The organism is Kitasatospora sp. NPDC052868 (assembly GCF_044547105.1).
Lineage (GTDB): Bacteria > Actinomycetota > Actinomycetes > Streptomycetales > Streptomycetaceae > Kitasatospora.
On the sequence record NZ_JBITZW010000010.1, the window covers coordinates 167,349 to 192,274 of the forward strand.

The window sequence follows — 24,926 nt, forward strand, 5'->3', positions numbered from 1 at the left end:
AGGATGGGGCCCGTGACAGGAGTACTCGTTCTCGCAGGCACCCCCATCGGCGACGTCTCGGACGCCCCGCCCCGACTGCTCACCGAGCTGGCCACCGCGGAGGTGATCGCCGCCGAGGACACCCGGCGGCTGCGCCGGCTGACGCAGGCGCTCGGGGTGGCCCCGGCCGGCCGGGTGCTCTCCTACTTCGAGGGCAACGAGGTCGGCCGGACCCCGGAGCTGGTCGAGGCGCTGCTCGGCGGCGCCCGGGTGCTGCTGGTGACCGACGCCGGGATGCCCTCGGTCTCGGACCCGGGCTACCGGCTGGTCGCCGCCGCGGTGGCCGCCGGGATCAAGGTGACCGCGGTGCCCGGCCCGTCCGCCGTGCTCACCGCGCTCGCGCTGTCCGGCCTGCCGGTGGACCGCTTCACCTTCGAGGGCTTCCTGCCGCGCAAGACCGGGGACCGGGCCCGCCAGCTCGCCTCGGTCGCCGACGAGCCGCGCACCATGGTCTTCTTCGAGGCGCCGCACCGGATCGCGGAGGCGCTGGCGGCGATGGCCGAGGCGTTCGGCGCCGAGCGGCCGGCCGCCGTCTGCCGCGAGCTGACCAAGACCTACGAGGAGGTCAAGCGCGGCCCGATCGGGGAGCTGGCGGCCTGGGCCGCCGAGGGGGTCAGGGGCGAGATCACCGTGGTGGTCGCGGGCGCCCCGCCGGCCGGCCCGGCGGAACTGACCCCGGCCGAGCTGGCCCGCCGGGTGGCCGTCCGGGAGGAGGCGGGCGAGCGTCGCAAGGAGGCCATCGCGGCCGTGGCGGCCGAGCTGGCGCTGCCCAAGCGGGAGGTGTTCGACGCGGTCGTCGCGGCCAAGAACGAGGCGAAGGACGAGGCCAAGAACGAGGCGAAGGACGGGGCCGCGGCCGGACCCGCGAAGTAGGCGGGAAACCGTTGGGGGAGCGGGTGCGAAAAGCGGGTGAAAATCGGGGGTGCCGGGCCCGGCGACGGCGCGTACCTTGGAGAGAAGGCCCGGGCTAAACACCCGCTGAGCTGAAGTCTTGGTCGCGCTTTCCGGACAGGAACCCACCTTTCGTATAGGGATTCCCAACCCGCGTCCAAGTCTTCACAAGACGGGTATCGGCCGGGGCGGTTCGGGCATTCCCTGGGATGGAAAGACCCAGCCGGGCGAGCGTCCGGCGGGCGCTGGGAGACGGCTATGAGCGAGACGATCGGTAGCCCCCTCGGTGGTAACGCGCTGAGCGACCCCGGCCCGGCGGGCCGGGTGCACACTCCCGTCGAGACCGTCCGGGAGGCCTACTCCTTCGCGTGCCTGAGCTGTGGGTACGGGTGGGAGCAGGCGTACGACATCGAGCACCACACGGCCCGGGACGGGCACGTCGTGATCGAGTACCACGCCAACGGTGTCCGGGTGCCGTCCCCGCTGCTCAAGCCGACGTGCCCGGGCTGCGGCGGGCACACCGTCCGGATCATGCGCGAGGGCCGGGTGGCCATCGCGGACCAGTCCTGGCACCACGCCCCCGGCTTCCCGGCGCACGCCGAGCCCGCCGACCCCCCGGCGATGGCCGGGGTGGACCGGCCGCGCGGACTCTGGGCCCGGATCCGGTCGCGGCTGGCGGGCTGACCGCCGCCCGGGCCGGACGGGGCACCGCAGGGCGCCGGCGCGAACGGCTGCACGGCCCGGGCCGCCCCCGAGGTAATCGGTCGAGGGCGGCCCGGGCGCGCGACTAAGCTTTCCGACCATGGCGGCCACTGCAGAACACAGCACCACCGGGGACCAGACCCCGGCGTACTACGTTTCGACCCCGATCTACTACGTCAACGATCGCCCGCACCTCGGCCACGCGTACACCACCGTGGCGGGCGACGTCCTCACCCGGTGGCACCGCCAGCGCGGCGAGAAGGTCTGGTACCTGACCGGCACCGACGAGCACGGTCAGAAGATCCTGCGCACCGCCGAGGCCAACGGCGTCAGCCCGCAGGAGTGGTGCGACAAGCTGGTCGAGGAGGAGTGGAAGCCGCTCTGGGAGCACCTGGAGATCGCCAACGACGACTTCATCCGGACCACCCAGCAGCGGCACACCGACCGGGTGCAGGAGTTCGTCCAGGACCTCTACGACAAGGGCGAGATCTACAAGGGCGGCTACTCCGGCCCCTACTGCGTCGGCTGCGAGGAGTACAAGCTCCCCGGTGAGCTGCTGGACGGCGCCACCGAGGGCGAGAAGCTCTGCCCGGTCCACAAGCGGCCGGTCGAGTGGCTGGAGGAGGAGAACTACTTCTTCCGCCTCTCCGCGTACGGCCCGAAGCTGCTGGAGTTCTACGCCGCCAACCCGGACTTCATCCAGCCCGCCGCGGCCCGCAACGAGGTGCTGCGCTTCGTCGAGCAGGACCTCAAGGACCTCTCGATCTCCCGCTCCACCTTCAACTGGGGCGTGCCGCTGCCCTGGGACGAGAAGCACGTCCTGTACGTGTGGGTGGACGCGCTGCAGAACTACATCACCGCGGCCGGCTACGGCAGCGACCCGGAGCGCTTCGCCGAGCTGTGGCCCGCCTCGGTGCACCTGGTCGGCAAGGACATCCTGCGGTTCCACGCGGTGATCTGGCCGGCCATGCTGATGGCCGCCGGCGTGCCGCTGCCCAAGCGGGTCGTCGCCAACGGCTGGCTGATGGTCGGCGGCGAGAAGATGTCCAAGTCGAACCTGACGGGCATCTCCCCGACCGACCTGACCTCGCACTTCGGCGTGGACGCGTACCGCTACTACTTCCTGCGGGCGATCCCGTTCGGCACCGACGGCTCCTTCTCCTGGGAGGACTTCACCGCCCGGTACACCTCGGAGCTGGCCAACGACTTCGGCAACCTCGCCTCGCGGGTGGCGGCCATGGTCGGCAAGTACTTCGACGGTGCGCTGCCGGCCTCGGCGGACCACGGCGACGCCGAGCAGGCCGTCGCCGACGGGCTCACCGCGGCGGCCGCCACCGCCGACCGGAAGATCGGCGAGGAGCTGGACTTCGCGGGCGGCCTCGCGGCGGTCTTCGAGTTCGTCAAGCAGGTCAACGGCTACCTCACCGAGCAGCAGCCGTGGAAGGTGGCCAAGGACGACTCCGAGGAGGGCCGCGCCCGCCTCGCGACCATCCTCTACACCGCCGCCGAGGCGCTGCGGGCCACCGCGGTGCTGCTCAACCCGGTGATGCCGGGCACCGCCGAGAAGCTCTGGACCTCGCTGGGGGCCGCCGAGGGCCTCGGCGAGCTGTCCGCGCAGACCATCGCCACCGTGGCGGACTGGGGCCGGCTGCCCGCCGGTGCCACCGTCACCAAGGGCGACATCCTGTTCCCCCGCCTGGAAGAGAAGCCGGCCTCCTGATGCCGAAGAAGGACGACGACCGGTCGACCCCACCGCCGCTGCCCGCCCCGCTGGCGGTGGCGGTGGCCGACTCGCACACCCACCTGGACATGCAGTCCGGTACCCCCGACGAGGGCCTGGCCCGCGCCGCCTCGGTCGGGGTCACCACCGTCGTCCAGGTCGGCTGCGACGTGCCCGGCTCGCGCTGGGCCGCCGAGCTGGCGGCCCGGTTCGAGCAGGTGCACGCGGCCGTCGCGCTGCACCCCAACGAGGCGCCCCGGATCTTCCTGGGCGACCCGGACGGCTGGTCCGGGCAGCAGCGCCAGGCCGGCGGGCAGGGTGCGCTGGACGCGGCCCTCGCCGAGATCGACGCGCTCGCCGCGCTGCCGCAGGTCGTCGCCGTCGGCGAGACCGGCCTGGACTACTTCCGGACCGGTCCGGAGGGGGTGGAGATCCAGAAGGAGTCGTTCCGCCGCCACATCGAGATCGCCAAGCGGCACGGCAAGGCCCTGGTGATCCACGACCGGGACGCCCATGAGGACGTCATCGCCGTTCTGCTGGCGGAGGGCGCCCCCGAGCGCACCGTCTTCCACTGCTACTCCGGCGACGCCGAGATGGCCAAGGTCTGCGCCGAGCACGGCTGGTACCTCTCCTTCGCCGGGCCGGTCACCTTCAAGGCCAACCAGCCGCTGCGCGACGCCCTCGCGGCCACCCCGCTCGACCGCGTCCTGGTCGAGACCGACGCGCCCTTCCTCACCCCGCACCCCTACCGCGGACGGCCCAACGCGCCGTACCTGATCCCGGTCACGGTGCGGTCGATGGCCGCCACGCTCGGCCTGCACGAGGACGAGCTGGCCACCGCCATCGCGGCGAACACGGCGCGGGCCTTCGGCTACTGAGCAGGGCGGGCCCGCCGGTCGAACGAATGCCGGAGAGTGCAGGAACGGTTCGGCACTCCACCGGTGCTCCTAGGCCGGCTGGATCCTGCCCGTCGCCCAGCACGAAGGCGTGCTGCGGACGTCCCTGCCGTACCCCGTGGAGATCGACCTCGCGGCGGTCGTCGAACTCTGAGCGGCCGCCCCGCCCGTATCCTTGGCGGGTGAGCACCACCGACCCCACCCCTGACAGCCATCTGCTCGGCGCCGCGGACATCCGGGCGCTGGCCGACGCGTTCGGCGTGAAGCCGACCAAGCAGCGCGGGCAGAACTTCGTCATCGACGGCAACACCGTGCGCCGGATCGTCCGGGCGGGCGGGGTGACGGCCGAGGACTCCGTGGTGGAGGTCGGCCCCGGGCTCGGCTCGCTGACGCTGGGGCTGCTGGAGGTCGCACGGCACGTCACCGCCGTCGAGATCGACCCGGTGCTCGCCCGGCACCTGCCGGACACCGTCGCCGCCCGGATGCCCGACCGGGCCGAGGCCTTCGACCTGGTGTTCGGCGACGCCATGGAGGTCGCCGAGCTGCCCGGTCCGGCGCCCACCGCGCTGGTCGCCAACCTCCCCTACAACGTGGCCGTCCCCGTCCTGCTGCACATGCTGGCGACCTTCCCCAGCATCGAGCGGACGCTGGTGATGGTGCAGAGCGAGGTCGCCGACCGGCTCGCCGCCAAGCCCGGCAACAAGGTGTACGGCGTCCCCTCGGTCAAGGCGAACTGGTACGCCGACGTCAAGCGGGCCGGTGCCATCGGGCGCAACGTGTTCTGGCCCGCCCCGAACGTCGACTCCGGGCTGGTCTCGCTGATCCGCCACGAGCCGCCGAAGACCACGGCCAGCCGTGCCGAGGTGTTCGCGGTGGTCGACGCCGCGTTCGCCCAGCGCCGCAAGACCCTGCGCGCCGCGCTGTCCGGCTGGGCCGGCTCCCCGGCGGGGGCCGAGCAGGCGCTCGCCGCCGCCGGGATCGACCACAAGCTGCGCGGCGAGATGCTGACGGTGGAGCAGTTCGCCGCGATCGCCGAGCACAAGCCGCCGAAGGAGTCCGAGTGAGCGTCACCGTGCGCGTCCCCGCCAAGGTCAACGTGCAGCTGGGAGTCGGCGGACTGCGCGCCGACGGCTTCCACGACCTGGCCAACGTGTTCTTCGCGGTCGCCCTCGGCGACGAGGTCACGGCGGCGGACGGCGAGCCCGGTACGGGGATCACCCTCACCTGCTCCGGCCCGGACGCGGACGCCGTCCCGCTGGACGACGGCAACCTCGCGGCCCGCGCCGCCCGGCTGCTCGCCGCCCACCACGGCCTCGCCGAGCCCGACCTCCGCCTGCACATCGCCAAGGCCATCCCGGTGGCCGGCGGCATGGCCGGCGGCAGCGCCGACGGTGCGGCCGCGCTGGTCGCCTGCGACGCCCTCTGGGGACTGCGCACGCCGGTCGGGGTGCTGCTGGAGCTGGCCGCCGAACTCGGCTCCGACGTGCCCTTCGCCCTGCTCGGCGGCGTCGCCCTGGGCCGCGGGCGCGGGGAGATCCTGGAGGCGCTGCCGGTCGGCGGGACCTTCCACTGGGTGTTCGCCGTCGCCGACGGCGGGCTGTCCACCCCGGCCGTGTTCCGCGAGTGCGACCGGCTGCGCGAGGAGGCCGGCACCGGCTCCTCCGACACCGACGTGGCCACCCCCGACGCCGACCCCGGGCTGCTCGCCGCCCTGGCCGGGGGCGACGCGGTCGCCCTGGCCGGTGCGCTCGCCAACGACCTGCAGCCGGCCGCCCTCTCGCTGCGGCCCGCGCTCGCGGACACCCTGCGGGCGGGCACCGAGGCCGGGGCGATCGGGGCCCTGGTCTCCGGCTCCGGCCCGACCTGCGCCTTCCTCGCCAAGGACGCCGACGCCGCCGCGGCGGTCGCCGAGGCGCTGCGGCGGTCCGGCACCTGCCGGACCGCGCACGCGACGTACGGGCCGGTCCCGGGGGCCGAGGTGCTCGGGGGCTGAGGCGGGGGCAGGGGCTTGGCGGCTGGGGGGCGGGGGCTCGGGGCGGTGGGGCTCAGGCCGGTGGGCGCTCGGCGGCCGGGGTGAGGGCGGCCCACTAGGCTGGGGAGATCGGGGCCTTCCCCGAGAACGTCGAACCCCAGGAGCGCAGCACACGTGGCCGTCAACCTCGCCACCATCGAGTCCGTCACGAAGGTCTACGGCACCCGGGCCCTTCTCGACGGGGTCAGCCTCGGCGTCAGTGAGGGGGACCGGATCGGCGTCGTCGGACGCAACGGCGACGGCAAGACCACCCTGATCCGCATGCTCGCCAAGCTGGAGGAGCCGGACGGCGGGCGGATCACCCACGTCGGCGGGGTGGAGATGGCCGTCCTCACCCAGCACGACTCGCTCGACCCGGAGGCCACCATCCGGCACGAGGTGATCGCCGGCCGCGCCGACCACGAGTGGCTCGGCGACTCCCGGATCCGCGACATCATCGAGGGCCTCTTCGGCGGCCTCGACCTGCCCGGCTTCGCCGACGGCCTGGACACCGTGATCGGCCCGCTCTCCGGTGGCGAGCGCCGCCGGATCGCGCTGGCCAAGCTGCTGCTCGGCTCGCCCGACCTGATCGTCCTCGACGAGCCCACCAACCACCTCGACGTCGAGGGCATCGCCTGGCTCGCCAAGCACCTCCAGGCCCGGCGCTCGGCCCTCGTCTGCGTCACCCACGACCGCTGGTTCCTCGACCAGGTCTGCACCCGGATGTGGGACGTCCAGCACGGCTCCGTGCACGAGTACGAGGGCGGCTACTCCGACTACGTGTTCGCCCGCGCCGAGCGCACCCGGATCGAGGCCACCGAGGAGCAGAAGCGCCAGAACCTGGCCCGCAAGGAGCTCGCCTGGCTGCGCCGCGGCGCCCCCGCCCGCACCTCCAAGCCGCGCTACCGGATCGAGGCCGCCAACGCCCTGATCGCCGACGTGCCGGAGCCGCGGGACAAGAGCGAGCTGATGAAGTTCGCCAACGCCCGGCTCGGGCGGACCGTCTTCGAGCTGGAGGGCGTCACCGTCAAGGCCGGCCCCAAGCTGCTGCTGGAGAACCTCACCTGGCAGCTCGGCCCCGGCGAGCGGATCGGCCTGCTGGGCGTCAACGGCGCGGGCAAGACCTCGCTGCTGCGCGCGCTGCGGGACGCGTACGCCTCGGAGGGGGACGTGCAGCCCGTCTCCGGCGTGATCAAGGTCGGCAAGACGGTGCGCCTCGCCTACCTGTCCCAGGAGGTCGTCGAGCTGGAGCCGACCACCCGGGTGCTGCAGGCCGTGGAGCAGGTGCGCTCGCGGGTCGACCTCGGCAAGGGCCGGGAGATGAGCGCCGGCCAGCTGTGCGAGCAGTTCGGCTTCGGCAAGGACAAGCAGTGGACGCCGGTCGGCGACCTGTCCGGTGGCGAGCGGCGCCGACTGCAGCTGCTGCGGCTGCTGATGGACGAGCCGAACGTGCTGTTCCTGGACGAGCCGACCAACGACCTGGACATCGAGACGCTCAACCAGCTGGAGGACCTGCTCGACGGCTGGCCCGGCTCGATGATCGTGATCAGCCACGACCGCTTCTTCATCGAGCGGACCACGGACGTGGTGCACGCCCTGCTCGGCGACAAGAAGATGCGGATGCTGCCGAACGGCGTCGACGAGTACCTGGAGCGGCGGGCCCGGATGGCCGCGGTGGCGGCGCCGGCGGCGCCCGCCCCGGTGGCGGAGTCCGCGGGGATGTCGGCCGGGGACGTGCGGGCGGCGAAGAAGGAGATGCAGAAGCTGGAGCGCCAGATCGCCAAGCTGGACGAGAAGGAGTCCAAGCTGCACGCCCAGCTCGCCGAGCACGCCGCCGACTTCTCCAAGGTCGCCGAGCTGGACACGCAGCTGCGCGGTGTCCGGGAGGAGAAGGAGGAGCTGGAGATGAGCTGGATGGAGCTGGCCGAGCAGGTCTGAGGACCGTCCGGGCGTCAGGTCCGCAGCAGCGTTTCGAGTTCGTCCGCCGCACGGCCCAGCGCACTGCGCGTCGGGTCGTGCGGCCGGGTCGGGCGGGCCGCGGACCGGGTCGGCGGCCGGTGCTCGCGGGCGGCCCGGGTGAGCTCGTCCAGGGCCCGCCGGACCCGGTCCACCTCGACCGGGTCGGGCACCCGGCCGCCGTACCGGAGCTGCGCCGCGTAGGCCGCCACCGCGCCGCTGAGGCGTTCCAGCGCGGCGGTCGCGGGCAGCCACTGCTCGGCCAGCCGCCCGGTCGGCGGCGGTTCGCTGAGCCCCTGCCGCACCTCCTGGCGGGCGTCCGCCAGCGCCCGGTACGCGGTGCGGCGCAGCCAGACCTCGGCGACCGGTTCGGCGTCCCCGGCGGTCCGGGTGACGGAGGAGAGGTAGGACCGCAGGGCGGTGGTCGCGTCCACCAGCCGGGGCTCTATCCGGTGGCGCGGACGGTCGGGCCAGAGCAGGCAGCCGAAGAGCAGCACGATGGCGCTGGCGAGCGCGGTGTCCAGCACCCGGGGCCAGAACTCGGCCGCGCCGCTCCGGCCGCCCAGCTGGAGCAGGATCAGCGCCATCGGCGTCATGGCCACGGTGTTCAGGCCGTAGTGCGCCGCCGTGACATAGGGGAGAAGCGCCACGCAGAGCGCGGCGATGGCGGTCAGCACCCAGGCGTCGGTCGTGGCGGACAGCACGGCCGCCGTGACGGCCACCCCCAGCACCGTGCCGATCGAGCGGCTGACCGCGCGCAGGAACACCGAGCCGAGGTCGGGCTTGAGGACGAACGCGATCGTCATCGGCACCCAGTAGCTCCGGCTGAGCGGGAGCGCGGCCGTGACGGCCTCGCCCACCGCGATGCAGAGGGCCACCCGCAGGCCGTACCGGACCGAGCCGCGGGAGAGCAGCCGGACCCGGAGCCGCCACGGGTCCGGCGGGGGCGGCGGCGCGGTGCCGAGCTCCGCCTCCCGGCCGGCCACCGTCTCGGCGGCGGCGCGCAGGGCCACGTCCAGGGCCTGGCGGGACGGCGTGTCCGGATGCCAGTCGGGCACGGTCACCTCGCCGCCGCCGAGCTCCACCGCGCGGGCCAGCAGACCGGGGACGGCGGCGACCTCGGGCGGGACGGGCCGCCAGGCCCAGAGCAGTCCGCTGGCGGCCTCGGTGGCGGCCAGTGCCGCCGCGTACATCCGGCGGAGCCCGGCGGTGCGGGGCGGCTCGGCTCCGCGGGGGCGGGGGAGCAGGTCCTGGACCTGGTTCAGACGGGCCGTCAGCACCTGGCGGGAGGCGGCGCCCCGCGGTGTGCCGAGATCGGCGAGGGTGCGGCCGAGTGCGTCGTACGCGGCGGCCAGGGCGCGGCCGCGTGGGTCGGCCCGCGGGCGGCGGTGGCTGCGGTGGGGTAGGCCGAGTGCGATCACGAGCGCCGCCCCGGCCAGCATCATCGGCGCTGCGGCCCACCACGGGTGCGGCAGCGGCATGCCGCTGCCGAGCGCGGCGGAGACGAGCAGCAGCAGGCCCGCCGCCGAACCGCGCGGGCCGGTGGCGCTCAGTGCGCCGGAGGCGAAGGCGGTGAGGGTGAGGGCGGCGGCCACGGCGAGGGTGGTGCCGGTGTCCGGGAGCGCGGCCTCCTGGAGGGCGGTGCCGATCAGCATGCCGAGGGCGGAGGCGAGCACCGCGGCGGCGATCCGCGGGGCGCGCAGGCGGGTCGGTTCGGTCCGGTCGTTCATGGTGGCGTGCATCGCGCCGAGGCCTGCGAAGACACCGAGGTCCGGGCGGTGGGTGAGCAGCCCGAGGGCCAGCGGCAGCGCCATGCCGACGGCGGCGCGGAGCATCGGCGCGAGGGGGAGCGGGGGCCGGGCCGGGCGGGCGGCCCTGGCCCACCAAGGGGTGCTGGACTGCCCGGATGACACCTGATCACGTCCGTCCCGCTGCAGGCCGCCCCGGTGGGTGAACGGGGGCGGGGGTCGCTGCTGTGCGACATTGCGCGGCAGATGAGGTCGTACCGGGTTCAACCGGACCGGGCCAGTCTAGGGCCTGTCCGGTGGGGCGGGGCGGGGCGGTGGGGTGGGTCGGGCCTGGTCGGGCCTGGTCGGTGGGGCCCGGTTGGTGCCCGGGCCGGGCTGTACGTGTCAAGTTCGTACCGATCGGGCTCGGTCCTGCCATGGGCCCTGCCCGTCCGTCAGGGGTGGTGGCTACGATGGTCGTGGCGGCGGCTGTCCCACAGGGCGGACGGTACGTCGATCAGACTGTACGACCGAGAAGTTGACGGTGTGTTGCGGTGCAGTGGCCGGGGCGTCTCCCCGGCGGCGCCCGCACACGGGGGAAGAGGTGGATTGCGGTGGCAGACGCGGCTCAGAGCGGCGGCGCGGCGGGGACGACAGGCAGCGCGACGACGCAGCCTCTGGACGACTCACCGTTCGTGCTCAGCACTGGTCACGGCATCTTCGGGTTCGTCGAGAACGCGATCAGTGCGGTTCAGACGGAGGTGAGCGCCTCGGCGCTGGTGTCCGCCTTCGGCAGCGCGGACGTCAAGATCGAGCTGGAGACGCTGACCGCCTTCAAGAAGAAGGTCGACGCGCTGTTGGCCTCGCTTGAGGGGTCGGATGCGGCCCAGGACAAGCTCAAGGAGCAGCGGCTCAACGCGGGCAACCTCGGGACGGGCTTCAGCGAGTCCACGGACCTGATGGCCGCGTACGACAAGACGCATGCGGCGATCGCCCAGCTGTCGAAGAGCTTTGCTGACCAGATCGCGAAGATGAGCGAGGCGGTCGCGCAGACGGCGGTCAACTACGGGAGCAACGAGGAGCACCAGACCGCCGCCTCGAAGACCGTTGCCAAGAACGCGGGCACGTACACCCCGGCGGCGGGGCCGAACGGGCCGGCGCCGAGCAGTAGTGGTGGCACTTTCTGATGGTGGTCCAGGGAGCGGGTTTCAGCGACACGGGGAGTAAGTGATGGCAGGCGGGACGAACTTCGAGGGGATTGAGCACGGCAAGCTCAAGTCCATGGTCGCGACCACGGATCCGGGGAAGGTCACCGGCCGGGGTACGCAGCTGAAGGCCGCCGGCCGGGTCCTGGACGACCTGAGCCGTGCACTGGCCGCTCACCTGGGCCAGATCCAGTGGGAGGGCCCGGCCGCCGAGAACTTCAAGGCCTGGGCGACCGACCTGAACAAGTCGGCCGCGATGATCAGCGAGTACTCCAAGGGCGCCGGCGAGGCGATGGTCGAGGCGGGCGAGGCGCTCAGCAGCGCCAAGACCGGTGTGCCCGAGGTCCCGAAGACCGACATCGCGACCGTCGACCGGCACGGCAAGCAGCCGAGCCTGAAGCCGTCGTCGATGAGTCTGCTCGGCATCGGGAACCCGACCGCGATCACCGACGCGATCATGAAGAAGGAGGACCCCACCTGGGTGTCCTCCGCCGAGGCCCAGGCGGCGCAGAAGCGGGTCGAGGTCGCGCACCAGGAAGCCATCCACCAGATGGAGAAGCTGGGGCAGGCGTACGAGGCCGCGACCACCAAGCTGAACGGGCTGAAGCTGCCTGAGCTGCCGGGTACGCCCGGGGACGGCAGCGGCGTCGGTGGCAGCGAGGAGGTCGCTGTCGGGGGGTCTGGAGGCCGTGGCTCGGGTGGCGGAAGCGTCCGCAGCCCGAAGGTCGACGGAGGCAGTGGAAGCTACGGACCGCCCAGCGGCGGCGACCGCAACCGGGGCCCGGGTCTGCCCCCGCCGAGTGTGCCGCCCACGCCCGGCCCGCAGTATCCGGTTCATCCCGGACCCACTCCGACTCCGGGTCCGGTTCCGCCGCGCACCCTGCCGCCGCTGCCGACCGATCCCGGGGGTGTCGTGCCCGGGCCGGTGCCGACGCACCCGAGCCTTCCGCCGCTGCCCGGTACCGACATCAACAGTGTGCCGACGCTGCCGACCGTGCCGGGGCCGACCACCCCGGGCGTTCCGGGCATCGTGCCGCCCAGCGGTCCCGGTGTCCCGGGCACTCCGAGTGGTCCCGGTGGCGGTCCCGGCTTCCCCGGTACCGGTCCGACGGTCTTCCCCGGATTCCCCGGCGGGGGCGGCGGGTCGACCCAGAGCAGGACCGGCAGCGTGAACCCGAGCCGTCCGAGCACCTTCGGTGGTGGCCCGGCCTCGTCGAAGAACGGTGCGCCGGCGACGGGCGGCGGGCCGGTCTTCGGCTCGCGCGAGGCCCAGTCCGGTCGGAGCGGTGCGCCCGGTGGCCCGGGCGGCATGGGCGCCGGCGGTATGCACGGCGGTGCGGGTGGCGGCGGTGCCGCCGGCGGCTCGCGCGGTCGGGGTCTCACCTCCACCGGCGGCGGTACGGTCGGTGGACGCAAGGGGCCGACGGCCGGCGGTGAGTTCACTCCGGGCGGCAGCGGTCTGCGCAACCGTGCGGGTGCCGCCGGTGGTGCCGGTGGTACCGGTCCCGAGGGCGGGTCTCGTTCCGGCCAGAACGGCATGATGGGCGGCGGGGCGGCAGGTGGCGCCGGCAAGAGCGAGCGCGACCGGCGCAAGCGCGCCGACTACCTGCACGAGGACGATGAGACCTGGACCAACGGAACGCCGCAGAGCAACCCGGGCGTGATTGAGTAGGACTGGAACAACTGCCCGGCCACTGGGTGCACCCCGGTGGCCGGGCAGACCTGTCCGGGGCGCGGTCCTCGGCCGACGGGGAGACTGACGAGGGAGCTGGGATGCGGCGGACGGACGTACTGGCGCGCGGGCGGGGGTTCGCCGCACTACTGCTGGCGGCCGGTGTCGTTGCGGGGCCGGCGGTGGTGCCGGCTGCGGCGGACTCCATCCGGGATCAGCAATGGCATCTCGACGTCATGAAGGCGTCCGAGATCTGGCAGAAGACCAAGGGCCAGGGCGTCACCGTCGCGGTGATCGACAGCGGGTTCAAGCTGGATCATCCGGACCTGGTCGGGCAGTTGCTGCCGGGCAAGGACTTCAGTGGTCTCCCAGGCGGCGTCGGAGCCTTCACGGAGAGCCACGGCACGGAGATGGCGGCGCTCGTCGCGGGGTCCGGAAAGGGCATGAACGGCAGCGGTGCCTACGGTCTCGCCCCGGGGGCCAAGGTCCTGCCGATCAAGATCAAGAACAATGACAACGCGACGGGCGTGAGCTCCTCGGAGTTCCTCAACCAGATCGACCAGGGCATCGTCTACGCGGCCGACCAGGGCGCGAAGGTGATCAGCATCTCGCAGGCGACCTCGGCGGCGCGGGTGTCGGCCGATGACGTCACCGCCCTCAAGGCCGCGGTGGCGCACGCGACCTCCAAGGGCTCTCTGGTCGTGGCAGGCGTCGGGAACGCGGCCCAGTCGGGCAATCCGCTGCAGTACCCGGCGGCACTCCCCGGTGTCGTCGGCGTGGGTGCGGTCGGTCGCGACGGAACGGTGACCGCGGAGTCGGAGCAGGGGCCGCAGGTCGACCTGGCCGCGCCGGGTATCGAGATCTACAACGCCTGTACTGCGGCGTCGGGTTACTGCAAGGGACACGGAACGTCCGATGCCACCGCACTCGTCTCCGCCTCGGCGGCGCTGGTGTGGTCGGTGCACCCCGAGTGGACGGCGAACCAGATCACGCGCGTCCTCGTCAACACGGCCGGCAAGCCGACGGACGGCTCCAACCGCAATGACGTCGTCGGGTACGGCATCGTCCGGCCCCGAGTGGCGGTGACGGAGCCCGGTGACCCGGGGCCTGCGGATGTGAGCCCGATTCCGGAGCCGGTCGTGGCGACGCCCGCGCCCTCGGCTTCGGCGGCGTCGCCGAAGCCGTCGAGTGCGGCGCCCACCTCGGCCCCTTCCGCTTCTGCGTCCCCGGTGCCGTCGGAGGGTGGTGAGCCGGTCGGGTCGCCGGTTGCGCAGCCGAAGGCCGATGAGGGGTCGGATTCCGGGAGTCTGGTGCCGGTCGTGGCCGCTGTGGTGGTCGGGTTGGTGTTGGTGGCGGGTGTGGTGTTCTTCGTCCTGCGGCGGCGGTCCGCCTCGCGGGAGGTGCCGGTCGGGCTGCCTGCGGGTGTGGTGCCGCCGGCTCCGGCGGGGTATCCGAACGTGCCCGGGCAGGCGCCGCAGCAGCCTGGGCCGGGGGTTCCGCCGCCGCCGGGGTACGGGCCGCCGTCGTACGAGCCGCCGGCTCCGCCGAGCGACAACCCGTACGCGAGGTAGCAGGGAGGAGCCGGGCGCTCTGGTAGGGGGCGCGCGCCCCGGGGGTGCGACCGTGTCACTCGGGTGGGCGCTGTGCGGCGGGTGGCCGGGTCGGCACTGTGGCGGTATGGATACGCAGGAAGCCCGGCAGGCACCACAGTTGCACCGAGCGGCGGCGGCCGCGCTGATCGGCACGGCGATCGAGTTCTACGACTTCTTCATCTACGGGACGGCGGCCGCGCTGGTCTTCGGCAAGGTGTTCTTTCCCGAACTGGGCACGGTCGGAGCGCTGTTGGCGGCGTTCTCGGTGTACGCGGTGGCGTTTCTGGCGCGCCCGCTGGGGGCGGTGGTGTTCGGCCACTTCGGGGACCGGCTGGGGCGCAAGGTGACGCTGGTGGTGTCGCTGCTGCTGATGGGGCTGTCGACGGCCGCGGTGGGCGTGCTGCCGGGGTACGAGGCCTGGGGGTGGTGGTCGCCGGTGGCGCTGGTGGTGCTGCGGGTGTGCCAGGGCGTCGGGTTGGGCGGGGAGTGGGGCGGGGCGGCGCTGCTCATCGCGGAGAACGCGCCGGCCGGGCGGCGCGGGCGGTACGGGGCGTTTCTGCAGCTCGGACCGACCAGCGGGTTCGTCCTCGCCAACGGGGTGTTCCTGGTCCTGCAACTGGTGCTGGACCAGCGGGCGTTCGACACCTGGGGCTGGCGGGTGCCGTTCCTGGCCTCGCTGGCGCTGGTGGCGGTGGGCCTGTTCGTCCGGCTGCGGATCACCGAGACGCCGCTGTTCCGGGCGGGGGAGCGGCGGGAGCGGCCGCCGGTGGCGGAGGTGCTGCGCGGGCACTGGCGGACGGTGCTGCTCGGATGCGGTGCGATCACCGTCGGGTACGCGCTGTTCTACCTGACCACCACCTACGCGCTGGCGTACGCGACGACCGGGCTGGGGGTGCCGAGCACGCTGGTGCTGTCGATGCTGCTGGTGGGCGCGGTGGGGAAGGGCGTGACGGTCTGGGTGAGCGCCCGCCGCAGTGACCGGTGGGGGCGCCGGCGGATGCTGCAGCTGGCGACCGGTCTGGCGATGCTCTGGTCCCTGGTGCTGTTCCCGCTGCTGGAGACGGTGCGCCGACCGCTGATGTTCGTGGCGCTGGCCGGGTCGATGGTGGTGCTGGGCGGTCTGCTGGGGCCGCTGGCGGCGTATCTGCCGGAGCTGTTCCCGACCCGGGTGCGGTACACGGGGGCCGCGCTGACGTACAACCTCGGCGGGGTGGTGGGAGGCGCGACCACGCCGCTGATCGCGACCAGGCTGACCGGGGCGTACGGGACGGCCGAGCCGGTGGGCTGGTACCTGGCGGCACTGGGGGTGGTCGCGCTGCTCTGTCTGCGGCTGCTGCCGGAGACCCGCGGCGCGGACCTCACGGTGCCGCTGCAGGACGGCGGACGCCGCCGGGCGCCCGTACTGGAGGCGGACCCGGCGGCGTAGCGCGTGGTGGTGCGGAGGTCAGACCGTGACGGCGGCCACGGCGGCGCGGCCCGCCAGCAGGGTGGCGGTGTGCCGGGTGACCCGGCCGCCGAGGTGCTCGGCGGTCGCGATGTCGGCCTTGTGGACGGTGTCGGCGCCACCGTCGGACGGGGTGGAGGCGGCGGCGCCGGCGAAGAAGCCGAGGCGGTTGAGGTCGTTCTCGGAGCCGGTCGAGGAGTTCCAGCCCGGCTTGAGGCCCAGGTTGACCCAGTTCATGCCGTGCTGGGCGGCCAGGGTCTGGAAGAAGCCCAGGGTGCCGGCCTTGTCGCCGCTCTTGGAGGCGGAGTTGGTGAAGCCGGCGGCGACCTTGTCCAGCCAGGCGTCGCCGAACCAGCGCTTGCTGCTGGCCTCGGCGAAGGCGTGGAACGCGCCGGAGGCGGTGCCCATGTAGGTGGGGGAGCCGAAGACGATCGCGTCGGCGGCGTCCAGCTGCGCCCACTGCTCGTCGGTGATGGAGTCGACGGCGATCGACAGGACCTCGGCTCCGGCCTCGGCGGCGCCGCGGGCGACGGCCTCGGCGATCACGGCGGTGTGGCCGTAGCCGGAGTGGTAGGCGATGGCGACGGTCGGGCGGGTGGCGGTCATGTCTGGGGCACTCCTGAACGGTGGCGTGGGGACGGCAGGGCGGACGGGCCGAGGGCTGGAGGGGGCGTGGCGCACTGCCTCCTCCGGCTCGGTCTCCAATATAGACCAGGTCTCTAATGGTTACCAAGGGCGGATTGGAGACTCGGGGCTACCCTGGAGTGCATGACGACGCACGAGCGGTGCCCGGCCGACCCCGGGCAGGACCAGGGACTCGATGTCTTCGCGCAGCTCTGTCCGAGTCGGGCGGTGTTCGCGGAGCTGGCGGACAAGTGGTCGCTGCTGATCCTGATGAGCCTCGACGAGTTCGGGCAGCAGCGCTTCTCCGAGCTCCAGCGCGCGGTCGACGGGGTCAGTCGCAAGATGCTCACCCAGTCGCTGCGCGCACTGGAGCGCAACGGTCTGGTGCGGCGCACCGTGCACCCCGAGACGCCGCCGCGCGTGGTCTACGACCTGCTGCCGCTCGGCCTCGAGCTGGCCGCGCTGGTGGCGCCGGTGGGTCGCTGGACCGAGCTCCACACCGAGCGGATGCTGGCCGCGCGCGAGGAGTTCGACCGTGCCCACGCCGAGGGCTGACCAGGCGGCGGAGGCGCCGGAGGCCGATTTCCCTTTCGGGCCGCGAGCCGTGTAAGGTCTTCCTTGTTCGACCGGTTCGCCCCTATAGCTCAGTCGGTAGAGCGTCTCCATGGTAAGGAGAAGGTCTGCGGTTCGATTCCGCATGGGGGCTCAAAGTGAAGGACCCTCGCCCAACGGCGAGGGTCCTTTTCGTTTTCCCGCCCGCCCTCCGGGTGTGAGGCGGCCTAGCGGGTCGGGTACGGAATGCGCTGTGATGGTGCGTCATCGGCCGCCCGCCCCACCGGGGACGGGCGCGGGCCGAACCCCGACCTGGAGGCGTCATGGGTGTTCGACTCGTGGTGGTCGACGACCACCGGTTACTGGCCGAGGCGCTGGCCACCGCGCTCCAGCTGCGCGGTCACCGGGTGCTCGCGGTGGGGTCGCCGGGGGGTGCGGCCGCCGACCTGGTGGCCGGGCGGCGGCCCGAGGTGTGCCTGCTCGGGGTGGCCGCTCCGGCCGAGCCGGGGGCCTTCGACGGGCTGCGGCGGATCCGCCGGGAGCGGCCCGAGGTGGCCGTCATCGTGCTCGGACCGGTCGGCGAACTGCGGGGCGTGGCGGCGGCGTTCGCGGCGGGGGCGGCGGGCTACGTGCCCAGCGACGAGCGGATCGAGGTGGTCGAACGGGCGATCACCCGGGCCCGGGCGGGTGAGGCGGCGGTCGCGGTGGACGTCCTGCGCGGGGCCTTCGACCAGCTGCTGAGACCGGCGGCCGAGCCGGACGACGAAGCCGTCCGGCTGCTGCGGCTGCTGACCCGCCGTGAGGTCCAGGTGCTGGCGCGGATCACGGACGGCGAGGACACCGCGGCGATCGCGGCCGGGATGCGGATCGCCGCGAGCACGGCCAGGACCCACGTCCAGCGGGTGCTGATGAAGCTGGGTGCGCGCACCCGGCTGGAGGCGGCGGCCGTGGCGGCCCGGACCGGGCTGCTGGACCGCATGGTGCGCGACTGACGGCGGCAAGGCGGCGGCGGGAGCGGCAGGCGGCGGCGTACCGGCCGGGTGAACCGGGCCGACGGGCGGTCCGGCCGCCGACGGCCGCCGCCGGACGGCGGGCCGTTCCGGTGGTCCGGAGCACCCCCGCGGCCAGGGAGAATGGGCCCGTCGTACGTACGTCACCGATGGCCCGCCGACGCCGCGGACCATCGCCCGCTGGAGGTCTCATCATGAGTAAGTACCTGGTCACGGGTGGCGCCGGCTATGTCGGAAGTGTCGTCGCCGCCCACCTGCTGGAGGCGGGCCACCAGGTGACCGTCCTGGACGACCTCTCCACCGGGTTCCGGGAGGGTGTGCCGGCCGGCGCCGAGTTCGTGCGCGGTCGGATCCAGGACGCCGCCGACGTGCTGGACGGCTCCTTCGACGGCGTGCTGCACTTCGCCGCCTCCTCCCAGGTCGGCGAGTCGGTCACGGACCCGGAGAAGTACTGGCGCAACAACGTGGCCGGCTCGCTGGAGCTGATCGCCGCGATGCGCAAGGCCGGCGTGCGCAAGCTGGTGTTCTCCTCCACCGCCGCCGTGTACGGCGAGCCCGAGGAGGTCCCGATCGCCGAGACCGCCCGCACCTCGCCGACCAACACCTACGGCGCCACCAAGCTGGCCGTCGACCACCTGATCACCAGCGAGGCCGTCGCCCACGGCCTGGCCGCCGTCTCGCTGCGCTACTTCAACGTGGCCGGTGCGTACGGCGCGTACGGCGAGCGGCACGACCCCGAGTCGCACCTGATCCCGCTGGTCTTCCAGGCCGCGCTCGGGCAGCGCGAGCACATCGCGGTGTACGGCGACGACTACCCGACCGAGGACGGCACCTGCATCCGCGACTACATCCACGTCGCGGACCTCGCCGAGGCGCACCTGCTGGCGCTGGACGCGGCCAAGCCCGGTGAGCACCTGATCTGCAACCTGGGCAACGGCAGCGGCTTCTCGGTCCGCCAGGTGATCGAGTCGGTCAAGCGGGTCACCGGCCGGGAGATCCCGGTGGTGACCTCGGGCCGCCGGGCCGGCGACCCCGCGGTGCTGGTGGCCTCGGCCGCGCGCGCCCACCAGGCGCTCGGCTGGACCCCGCGCCGCCCGAACCTGGACGAGATCGTCGCCGACGCCTGGAACTTCACGCTGGAGAAGAACGCCGGCTAGCCACCGTCCGCCGAGGCGCCGCCCCCACCGATCCGGGGGTGGCGCCTCGGCGTTTTCGGGCGACGCCCAGGGCCGCCGTCAGACCCCCGCCCGCGGCGCGGCGTAGGCGCGCAGGAACACCTGCACGCCGCTGCGGACGATCTCCTCCGTCTGCTCGGCCGTGAGCGGGTACACGCCCCAGTACGACCGCTGGGTGACCTCGGTGCCGGTGAGCAGCACGAAGTGCTGGGCCGCGCGCGCCGGGTCGGGCGTCTCCAGCAGCCCCTGGTCGGCCAACTCGCCGAACCGCTGCGAGAGTTCGGCCATGGCCCGACGGGGCCCGCTCTCCTGCCAGGTGTCCAGCAGCGGCTTCGGCAGATGGCCCGCCTCGGCGTTGATCTGGCGGACCAGCGCGAAGTGGTCGCCGAACTCCCACAGCGCGGCCACCCAGGCCAGGGCGAACGCGACGAGGTCCGCCTCCAGGTCGGTGACCTTGGCCAGCCGGCGCTCGATGACGTCCAGTTGGGCGTCCCTGACCTGCCCGGCGCTGTCCTGGACGACGCTCTGGAAGAGCAGCTCCTTGCCTGCGAAGTGGTTGTAGATGGTGCGGGTGGAGACCTCGGCCTCCGCGGCGATGGCGTCGATGCTGGCGCGGGTGTAGCCGTCCCGGCCGAAGACGGTGCGGGCGGCCCGGACGATGGCCTGGCGCTTCTCGGCCAGCCCGCGGCGGGGCTTGTCGGGCGTCTCGTTCTGGCTGGTCATCGAAGCTCCTCCAAAAACTTGCAGTCACCGTTGTACTTGTTGCCATACACGTTGTACTTTACCTGACGTGCCGTCCGATCGGGCGGCGCCCTCCGCACCGCAGAGCAGGGAGACCACCATGTCCGAGACCACGTACCGCGTCGCCGTCATCGTCGGCAGCAACCGTCAGGGCCGCTTCGCACCCACCGTCGCCGACTGGTTCCTGCGCACCGCCCAGGGCCGGGACGACCTCGACCTGGACGTCGTCGACCTGGCCGACCACCCGCTGCCGAACCTGGGCGACACGCCCACCCCCGAGCAGGCCGAGCTGCTCGCCGCGCTCTCCCTGCGGCTGGCCGCCGCCGACGCCTTCGTGGTGATCACGCCCGAGTACAACCACAGCTTCCCCGCCGCCCTGAAGAACGCCATCGACTGGCACCACGCCGAGTGGCAGGCCAAGCCGGTCGGCTTCGTCTCCTACGGCGGCCTCGGCGGTGGACTGCGCGCGGTCGAGCAGCTGCGGCTGGTCTTCGCCGAGCTGCACGCCGTCACCGTCCGGGACACCGTCAGCTTCCACGGCGCCTGGGCGGTCTTCGGCGACGACGGCGAGCCGGTCGACCCGACCGTCCCGAACGGCGCCGCCAAGGGCATGCTCGACCAGCTCACCTGGTGGGCCCGCGCGCTGCACGACGCCCGCACCGCCCGCCCGTACGGCGTCTGAACCGCGCCGCGAAAGGGGGACCGGAGATGAGCACCGTCACCGGCGCGGTCACCGCCGCCGCACCCGCGCGGTCCACCGCAGCCGCCGCGGCCCGCCCGCGCACCGCGGCGATCGCCGCGGTCGTGGTCCTCGGCTCGCTGCTGACCGTCCTCGACACCACCATCGTCAACGTCGCCCTCAACCGCCTCGCCGAGAGCTTCGACGCCCCGCTCGCCACCATCCAGTGGATCACCACCGGCTACACCCTGGCGCTCGCCACCGTCACGCCGGTCACCGCCTGGGCGATCGGACGCTTCGGCACCCGGCGCCTCTACCTGACCGCCCTCGTGCTGTTCGTGCTCGGCTCCACGCTGGCCGGACTCGCCTGGGACGCCCCCTCCCTGATCGCCTTCCGGGTGCTCCAGGGCCTCGGCGGCGGCATGGTGATGCCGGTCGGGATGACCGTCCTGGTCCGGGCCGGCGACCCGGCCCGCACCGGGCGCACCATGAGCGTGCTCGGCATCCCCGTCCTGATCGGCCCGCTCGCCGGGCCGGTGCTCGGCGGCTGGCTGGTCGACCACGCCTCCTGGCGCTGGGTCTTCCTGGTCAACCTGCCGCTCGGCGCGCTGGCGCTGCTCCTGGCCGCCCGGCTGCTGCCCCGTGGCGGCGGACAGGGCGGGCGCCGGCTGGACCTGCCCGGACTGCTGATGCTCTCGCCCGGCCTGGCCGCGCTGATCTACGGCCTGGGCGCCGAACGCGGAAACCCGGGCGGCCCGGGCACCCTGCTGCCCGCCCTGGGCGGCGCGGCCCTGGTCGCCGGGTTCGTCGTGCGGGCGTTGACCGCCCGCGAGCCGCTGCTCGACCTGCGGTTGCTGCGCCGGCGCTCCTTCGCCGCGCCCGCCGCCACCATCGCCCTGGTCGGCTGCGGCTACTTCGGCTCGATGCTGCTGCTCCCGCTCTACTACCAGCTGGTGCGCGGCGAGAGCGCCACCGCGGCCGGCCTGCTCGGCATTCCGCAGGCCCTGGCCACCGGCATCAGCATGCAGATCGCCGGGCGGCTGACCGACCGCTTCGCCCCCGGGCGGATCGTGCTCACCGGCGCCGCCACGGCCGCCACCGGCTTCGCGGCCTTCGCCGTCCAGGTGGCCGCCGACACCCCGTTCCGGCACCTGATCGCCGCCCTCGTGGTGATGGGCGCCGGCATCGGCATGACGCTGATGCCCGCGATGGCCGCGGCCGCCCGCAGTGTCGCGCCCGCCGACGTCCCGGCCGCCACCACCCTGCTCACCATCGTCCAGCAGGTCTCCGGCTCGGTCGGTACCGCGCTGATGTCTGTGCTGCTCACCGGGGCGATGGCCGACCGGCTACCGGGGGCGGGCGGCGACGGCCTCGCCGCCCTGCAGGCCCTGACCGCTCCGGCCCGGGCCGTGCTCGCCCCCGGGCTCGCGGGGGCCTTCCGGGACACCTACGGATGGGCCGTGTCACTGCTCGCCCTCGCCCTGCTGCCCGCCCTGCTGATGTCCCGCCGCAAGCCGGTGCAGGAGGACCCCAAGTCACGCCAAGTGCGCACCTCCTGACGAAACTTCACCAAACCCCCACCGGGCCGCCCCCCACCCCGTACGCTGAATTCGGTACTGGTGGGGGCCGGCACCTTGGCCTCACCGGGACCAGGTGGGCGGACGGAGCGGAAGTGCCCAGGCCGCGGCACTGGGCCCGGCCCGTCGCCCCGGGCGCCGGACGGTCCGAGCAGGGGGGAAGTGACGATGGGGCGGATCCGCGTCCTGGTGGTCGACGACCACCGGATCTTCGCCGAGGCCCTGGCCGCGGCGCTCGCCGCCGAGCCCGACGTGGAGGTCGGCGCGGCCGGCAGCGCGGCCGCCGCAGAGCGCGCCCTGGAGCGGGCCGCGGTCGAGGGCCGCCCCTTCGACGTGGTGCTGATCGACGCGGACCTCGGCGCCGGGGCCGAGGCCGTCCCCGCCATCCCGCGCCGGCCCGTCCGCCCCGGCGAGGGCCTGCCCGACGCGGCCCGGCGGCGCCTGCCGCCCCCGGTGCCCGCACCCCGCCGCCCTCCCACCATCCCGCTGCCGCCCGTCGGCCATCCCGCCGGGCCGCCCGCGGAGGCGTACCGCACCGCACCGGCACCCGACGGCATCACCCTGCTCGCCCGGGTCCGGCGCAACCACCCGGCGGTGCGTGCGATCGTCCTGGCCGCCGCCGACGACCCGCACCGCGCCGCCCGCGCCCTGCACGCCGGCGCCACCGGCTGGGTCGCCAAGGAGAGTTCGCTTGCCCGCCTGTTGGCCGTCGTCCGCGGGGTGCTGCGCGACGAGACGCACCTGCCGCCGGCGCTGCTCACCGGCGTCATCCGCGAGCTGACCACCGCCCGGCGGGACCGCACCGAGAGCGAACGCCTCGTCGACACCCTCACCCCGCGGGAGAAGCAGATCCTGCGCTGTATGGTCGCCGGCCTCGGCCGGCAGGCCGTCGCCGAGCGGCTCTACCTCTCCCCGCACACCGTGCGCACCCACATGCAGAACGTCCTCGGCAAGCTCGGAGTGCACTCCACCCTGGCCGCCGTCGCGGTCGCGCGCCGGGCAGGCGTCAGCCCGTCCGAACCGGCCGCGCCCACAGCCCCGCCGTCCGTTGCCACCACCACGGCTCCCGGTGCCGGCTGACCCGGGTAACACCGCACCGACCCCGTCAGGTCCGTCAGGTCAGGGAAATCCGGAGGACAGATGTCGCCGCACAGTACTTCCGCGCGCCCGCACGACGCCCAGAACACCCCGGGGGCGGGCCGCAGCGCTCCGCCGGAGGGCCTGCGGACCCTCGTCGTGGGCGCCGGAGCGGCCGGCACGGCGCTGGTCCGCGACCTCGACCGGGCACCCGAGTTCGGCCTCCGGCCGATCGGGCTGCTCGACGACGACCCGGCCAAGTCCGGGCGGTCGGTGGAGTCCGTGCCCGTCCTCGGCACCCTCGCCGAGCTCACCGCGATCGCCGTCCGGCACCGTGTCCAGGTGGTCGCGCTCGCCATCCCCGGCCTCGCCCCGCAGCGGGTCCGGGCGCTGGCCACCGCCGCCGCCGCGGCCGGCGCCGCCGTGCGCTACCTGCCGTCCTTCCTGGCCGCGCTGCGCCGCGAGGTGGTCGGCTCGGACATGCGCAGCCTGGACGTCAACCGCCTGATCGGGCGGCACGAGGTGCACGTGGTCTCCGCCGACGTCCGGGACGTGATCGAGGGCCGGCGGGTGCTGGTGACCGGGGCCGGCGGCTCGATCGGCAGCGAACTCTGCCGTCAGGTCAACGCGTTCAACCCCAGCGCGCTCTACATGCTGGACCACGACGAGTCGAACCTGCACCGCCTGCAGCTGGAGATCTGGGGCGAGGCGCTGCTCACCGACGAGTCGCTGGTGATCGCGGACATCCGGGACCGGCCGCGGATCCAGCAGATCTTCCGCGACCTCAAGCCCGAGGTGGTCTTCCACGCCGCCGCCCACAAGCACCTGCCGCTGCTGGAGCGCCACCCCAGCGAGGCGGTGAAGTCCAACGTGCTGGGCACCGACCACCTGGTGGAGGCGGCGCTCGCCGCCGGCGTCGAGCGGTTCGTGCTGATCTCCACCGACAAGGCGGCCGACCCGACCTCGGTGCTCGGTGCCAGCAAGCGGCTGGCCGAGCTGATCGTGCAGGCCAACGCCAGGGACGCGCGCAACCTCGGCACCGGGGTGTTCTCGGCGGTCCGCTTCGGCAACGTGCTGGGCTCGCGCGGCTCGCTGCTGTCGGTGCTGGCCGAGCAGCTGCGCAGCGGCGGACCGGTGACGATCACCCACCCGGACGTGACGCGGTTCTTCATGACCATCGAGGAGGCCGTCGGCCTGGTGCTGGAGTCCGGCCGGATGGCGCACGGGGGTGAGGTGTTCGTCCTCGACATGGGCGAGCCGGTGCGGATCGTCGACCTGGTGCACAACTTCGCCGAGCAGGTCCAGCTGGGCCGGGACGAGGTGGAGATCCGCTACACCGGCCTGCGGGCGGGGGAGAAGCTGAACGAGGCGCTGTTCTCGGAGGGCGAGGAGCGGCTGCCCACCGCGCACGCCCGGATCTACGCCACGGTGGCCGAGCACTCGTCCGGACCGGAGGACCTGGCGGGCGGGCTGACCGGCCTGTACGAGGCGGCGGAGGGCAACAGCGACGAGGAGGTGCGCCGCCGGCTGGCCGAACTGCTGCCCGGCTACCGCACCGCGCAGCCGGCCCCGGAGCCGGTGCCGGCGCTCAGCACGCCCTACCCGGACGGGTTCTGACAGCCGGTGTGCGGACGGG

21 protein-coding genes and 1 tRNA gene are annotated in these 24,926 nt (G+C 73.7%); 19 read left to right on the forward strand and 3 right to left on the reverse strand.

The window, feature by feature from the left end; all coding sequences use genetic code 11:
- The first annotated feature begins 12 nt into the window (after positions 1 to 12).
- The 7 genes from rsmI to ACIGZJ_RS19205 all read left to right on the forward strand — a co-directional run bounded on the left by rsmI (position 13) and on the right by ACIGZJ_RS19205 (position 8,197).
- Positions 13 to 912, forward strand: a complete 900-nt coding sequence (gene rsmI / locus ACIGZJ_RS19175; RefSeq protein WP_396458300.1) for a 16S rRNA (cytidine(1402)-2'-O)-methyltransferase — start codon at positions 13 to 15, stop codon at positions 910 to 912.
- Positions 913 to 1,188: 276 nt separating this feature from the next.
- The gene (locus tag ACIGZJ_RS19180) at positions 1,189 to 1,614 is read left to right on the forward strand and encodes a hypothetical protein (RefSeq protein ID WP_396458301.1); all 426 of its coding nucleotides are present in this window, start codon (positions 1,189 to 1,191) and stop codon (positions 1,612 to 1,614) included.
- 118 nt (positions 1,615 to 1,732) lie between these two features.
- Positions 1,733 to 3,352: a methionine--tRNA ligase gene (metG, locus tag ACIGZJ_RS19185; RefSeq protein WP_392928528.1), complete on the forward strand. Its 1,620-nt coding sequence runs from the start codon at positions 1,733 to 1,735 to the stop codon at positions 3,350 to 3,352.
- Positions 3,352 to 4,230 (forward strand): TatD family hydrolase, encoded by an 879-nt coding sequence (locus ACIGZJ_RS19190; RefSeq protein WP_396458302.1) that lies wholly within the window; start codon positions 3,352 to 3,354, stop codon positions 4,228 to 4,230. The genes metG and ACIGZJ_RS19190 overlap by 1 nt, the downstream gene beginning before the upstream one ends.
- Positions 4,231 to 4,430: 200 nt before the next feature.
- The gene (rsmA, locus tag ACIGZJ_RS19195) at positions 4,431 to 5,312 is read left to right on the forward strand and encodes a 16S rRNA (adenine(1518)-N(6)/adenine(1519)-N(6))-dimethyltransferase RsmA (RefSeq protein WP_396458303.1); all 882 of its coding nucleotides are present in this window, start codon (positions 4,431 to 4,433) and stop codon (positions 5,310 to 5,312) included.
- Positions 5,309 to 6,241, forward strand: coding sequence for a 4-(cytidine 5'-diphospho)-2-C-methyl-D-erythritol kinase (locus ACIGZJ_RS19200; RefSeq protein WP_396458304.1), 933 nt, complete (start codon positions 5,309 to 5,311; stop codon positions 6,239 to 6,241). The genes rsmA and ACIGZJ_RS19200 overlap by 4 nt, the downstream gene beginning before the upstream one ends.
- Before the next feature lie 153 nt (positions 6,242 to 6,394).
- A complete protein-coding gene (locus ACIGZJ_RS19205; RefSeq protein ID WP_396458305.1) occupies positions 6,395 to 8,197 on the forward strand; it encodes an ABC-F family ATP-binding cassette domain-containing protein in 1,803 nt (600 codons plus the stop codon).
- Between the two features lie 14 nt (positions 8,198 to 8,211).
- On the opposite strand, the gene ACIGZJ_RS19210 is transcribed toward ACIGZJ_RS19205, so the two are convergent.
- Positions 8,212 to 10,050 carry an FUSC family protein gene (locus tag ACIGZJ_RS19210; RefSeq protein WP_396458306.1) on the reverse strand — a complete coding sequence of 613 codons (1,839 nt, stop codon included), beginning with the start codon at positions 10,048 to 10,050 and terminating at the stop codon, positions 8,212 to 8,214.
- 506 nt (positions 10,051 to 10,556) lie between these two features.
- Here ACIGZJ_RS19210 and ACIGZJ_RS19215 point away from each other — a divergent pair.
- The 4 genes from ACIGZJ_RS19215 to ACIGZJ_RS19230 all read left to right on the forward strand — a co-directional run bounded on the left by ACIGZJ_RS19215 (position 10,557) and on the right by ACIGZJ_RS19230 (position 15,837).
- Positions 10,557 to 11,129 carry a hypothetical protein gene (locus tag ACIGZJ_RS19215; RefSeq protein ID WP_396458307.1) on the forward strand — a complete coding sequence of 191 codons (573 nt, stop codon included), beginning with the start codon at positions 10,557 to 10,559 and terminating at the stop codon, positions 11,127 to 11,129.
- 43 nt (positions 11,130 to 11,172) lie between these two features.
- Positions 11,173 to 12,819 (forward strand): WXG100 family type VII secretion target, encoded by a 1,647-nt coding sequence (locus ACIGZJ_RS19220; protein ID WP_396458308.1) that lies wholly within the window; start codon positions 11,173 to 11,175, stop codon positions 12,817 to 12,819.
- A 101-nt stretch (positions 12,820 to 12,920) separates the two neighbouring features.
- Complete coding sequence (gene mycP, locus ACIGZJ_RS19225) at positions 12,921 to 14,390, forward strand: type VII secretion-associated serine protease mycosin (RefSeq protein ID WP_396458309.1); 1,470 nt, start codon at positions 12,921 to 12,923, stop codon at positions 14,388 to 14,390.
- 106 nt (positions 14,391 to 14,496) lie between these two features.
- The gene (locus ACIGZJ_RS19230) at positions 14,497 to 15,837 is read left to right on the forward strand and encodes an MFS transporter (protein ID WP_396458310.1); all 1,341 of its coding nucleotides are present in this window, start codon (positions 14,497 to 14,499) and stop codon (positions 15,835 to 15,837) included.
- An 18-nt stretch (positions 15,838 to 15,855) separates the two neighbouring features.
- Here ACIGZJ_RS19230 and ACIGZJ_RS19235 read toward each other — a convergent pair whose 3' ends face one another.
- The gene (locus ACIGZJ_RS19235; RefSeq protein ID WP_396458311.1) at positions 15,856 to 16,461 is read right to left on the reverse strand and encodes a flavodoxin family protein; all 606 of its coding nucleotides are present in this window, start codon (positions 16,459 to 16,461) and stop codon (positions 15,856 to 15,858) included.
- 162 nt (positions 16,462 to 16,623) lie between these two features.
- Here ACIGZJ_RS19235 and ACIGZJ_RS19240 point away from each other — a divergent pair, with 162 nt between their 5' ends.
- The 4 genes from ACIGZJ_RS19240 to galE all read left to right on the forward strand — a co-directional run bounded on the left by ACIGZJ_RS19240 (position 16,624) and on the right by galE (position 19,198).
- Positions 16,624 to 17,034, forward strand: coding sequence for a winged helix-turn-helix transcriptional regulator (locus tag ACIGZJ_RS19240; RefSeq protein ID WP_396458312.1), 411 nt, complete (start codon positions 16,624 to 16,626; stop codon positions 17,032 to 17,034).
- A 78-nt stretch (positions 17,035 to 17,112) separates the two neighbouring features.
- Positions 17,113 to 17,185: transfer RNA gene (locus ACIGZJ_RS19245), tRNA-Thr, on the forward strand.
- 169 nt (positions 17,186 to 17,354) lie between these two features.
- On the forward strand, positions 17,355 to 18,023 hold the full coding sequence (locus ACIGZJ_RS19250) for a LuxR C-terminal-related transcriptional regulator (RefSeq protein ID WP_396458313.1): 669 nt from the start codon (positions 17,355 to 17,357) through the stop codon (positions 18,021 to 18,023).
- A gap of 212 nt (positions 18,024 to 18,235) precedes the next feature.
- Entirely contained in the window at positions 18,236 to 19,198 is a 963-nt protein-coding gene (gene galE, locus ACIGZJ_RS19255) for a UDP-glucose 4-epimerase GalE (RefSeq protein WP_396458314.1), read from the forward strand.
- A 78-nt stretch (positions 19,199 to 19,276) separates the two neighbouring features.
- Here the strand turns inward: galE and ACIGZJ_RS19260 are convergent, their stop codons facing one another.
- Positions 19,277 to 19,939, reverse strand: coding sequence for a TetR/AcrR family transcriptional regulator (locus ACIGZJ_RS19260; protein WP_396458315.1), 663 nt, complete (start codon positions 19,937 to 19,939; stop codon positions 19,277 to 19,279).
- A 118-nt stretch (positions 19,940 to 20,057) separates the two neighbouring features.
- Here ACIGZJ_RS19260 and ACIGZJ_RS19265 point away from each other — a divergent pair, with 118 nt between their 5' ends.
- From ACIGZJ_RS19265 to ACIGZJ_RS19280, 4 genes are all read left to right on the forward strand, one after another.
- Positions 20,058 to 20,639 carry an NADPH-dependent FMN reductase gene (locus ACIGZJ_RS19265; RefSeq protein WP_396458316.1) on the forward strand — a complete coding sequence of 194 codons (582 nt, stop codon included), beginning with the start codon at positions 20,058 to 20,060 and terminating at the stop codon, positions 20,637 to 20,639.
- A 26-nt stretch (positions 20,640 to 20,665) separates the two neighbouring features.
- Entirely contained in the window at positions 20,666 to 22,195 is a 1,530-nt protein-coding gene (locus ACIGZJ_RS19270; protein WP_396458317.1) for a DHA2 family efflux MFS transporter permease subunit, read from the forward strand.
- Positions 22,196 to 22,381: 186 nt separating this feature from the next.
- Positions 22,382 to 23,293: a LuxR C-terminal-related transcriptional regulator gene (locus ACIGZJ_RS19275; protein ID WP_396458318.1), complete on the forward strand. Its 912-nt coding sequence runs from the start codon at positions 22,382 to 22,384 to the stop codon at positions 23,291 to 23,293.
- Between the two features lie 60 nt (positions 23,294 to 23,353).
- Positions 23,354 to 24,907 carry a polysaccharide biosynthesis protein gene (locus tag ACIGZJ_RS19280; RefSeq protein ID WP_396458319.1) on the forward strand — a complete coding sequence of 518 codons (1,554 nt, stop codon included), beginning with the start codon at positions 23,354 to 23,356 and terminating at the stop codon, positions 24,905 to 24,907.
- Positions 24,908 to 24,926: the final 19 nt, after the last annotated feature.

Bases quoted from the DNA above. Each gene is read 5' to 3' on its own strand.
- ACIGZJ_RS19180 (WP_396458301.1), top strand. From the start codon at position 1,189: ATGAGCGAGACGATCGGTAGCCCCCTCGGTGGTAACGCGCTGAGCGAC.
- ACIGZJ_RS19275 (WP_396458318.1), top strand. From the start codon at position 22,382: ATGGGGCGGATCCGCGTCCTGGTGGTCGACGACCACCGGATCTTCGCC.
- ACIGZJ_RS19270 (WP_396458317.1), top strand. From the start codon at position 20,666: ATGAGCACCGTCACCGGCGCGGTCACCGCCGCCGCACCCGCGCGGTCC.
- ACIGZJ_RS19265 (WP_396458316.1), top strand. From the start codon at position 20,058: ATGTCCGAGACCACGTACCGCGTCGCCGTCATCGTCGGCAGCAACCGT.
- ACIGZJ_RS19240 (WP_396458312.1), top strand. From the start codon at position 16,624: ATGACGACGCACGAGCGGTGCCCGGCCGACCCCGGGCAGGACCAGGGA.
- ACIGZJ_RS19190 (WP_396458302.1), top strand. From the start codon at position 3,352: ATGCCGAAGAAGGACGACGACCGGTCGACCCCACCGCCGCTGCCCGCC.
- mycP (WP_396458309.1), top strand. From the start codon at position 12,921: ATGCGGCGGACGGACGTACTGGCGCGCGGGCGGGGGTTCGCCGCACTA.
- ACIGZJ_RS19280 (WP_396458319.1), top strand. From the start codon at position 23,354: ATGTCGCCGCACAGTACTTCCGCGCGCCCGCACGACGCCCAGAACACC.
- ACIGZJ_RS19230 (WP_396458310.1), top strand. From the start codon at position 14,497: ATGGATACGCAGGAAGCCCGGCAGGCACCACAGTTGCACCGAGCGGCG.
- ACIGZJ_RS19220 (WP_396458308.1), top strand. From the start codon at position 11,173: ATGGCAGGCGGGACGAACTTCGAGGGGATTGAGCACGGCAAGCTCAAG.
- galE (WP_396458314.1), top strand. From the start codon at position 18,236: ATGAGTAAGTACCTGGTCACGGGTGGCGCCGGCTATGTCGGAAGTGTC.
- ACIGZJ_RS19250 (WP_396458313.1), top strand. From the start codon at position 17,355: ATGGGTGTTCGACTCGTGGTGGTCGACGACCACCGGTTACTGGCCGAG.
- ACIGZJ_RS19235 (WP_396458311.1), bottom strand. From the start codon at position 16,461: ATGACCGCCACCCGCCCGACCGTCGCCATCGCCTACCACTCCGGCTAC.
- ACIGZJ_RS19260 (WP_396458315.1), bottom strand. From the start codon at position 19,939: ATGACCAGCCAGAACGAGACGCCCGACAAGCCCCGCCGCGGGCTGGCC.
- ACIGZJ_RS19210 (WP_396458306.1), bottom strand. From the start codon at position 10,050: ATGCTCCGCGCCGCCGTCGGCATGGCGCTGCCGCTGGCCCTCGGGCTG.
- metG (WP_392928528.1), top strand. From the start codon at position 1,733: ATGGCGGCCACTGCAGAACACAGCACCACCGGGGACCAGACCCCGGCG.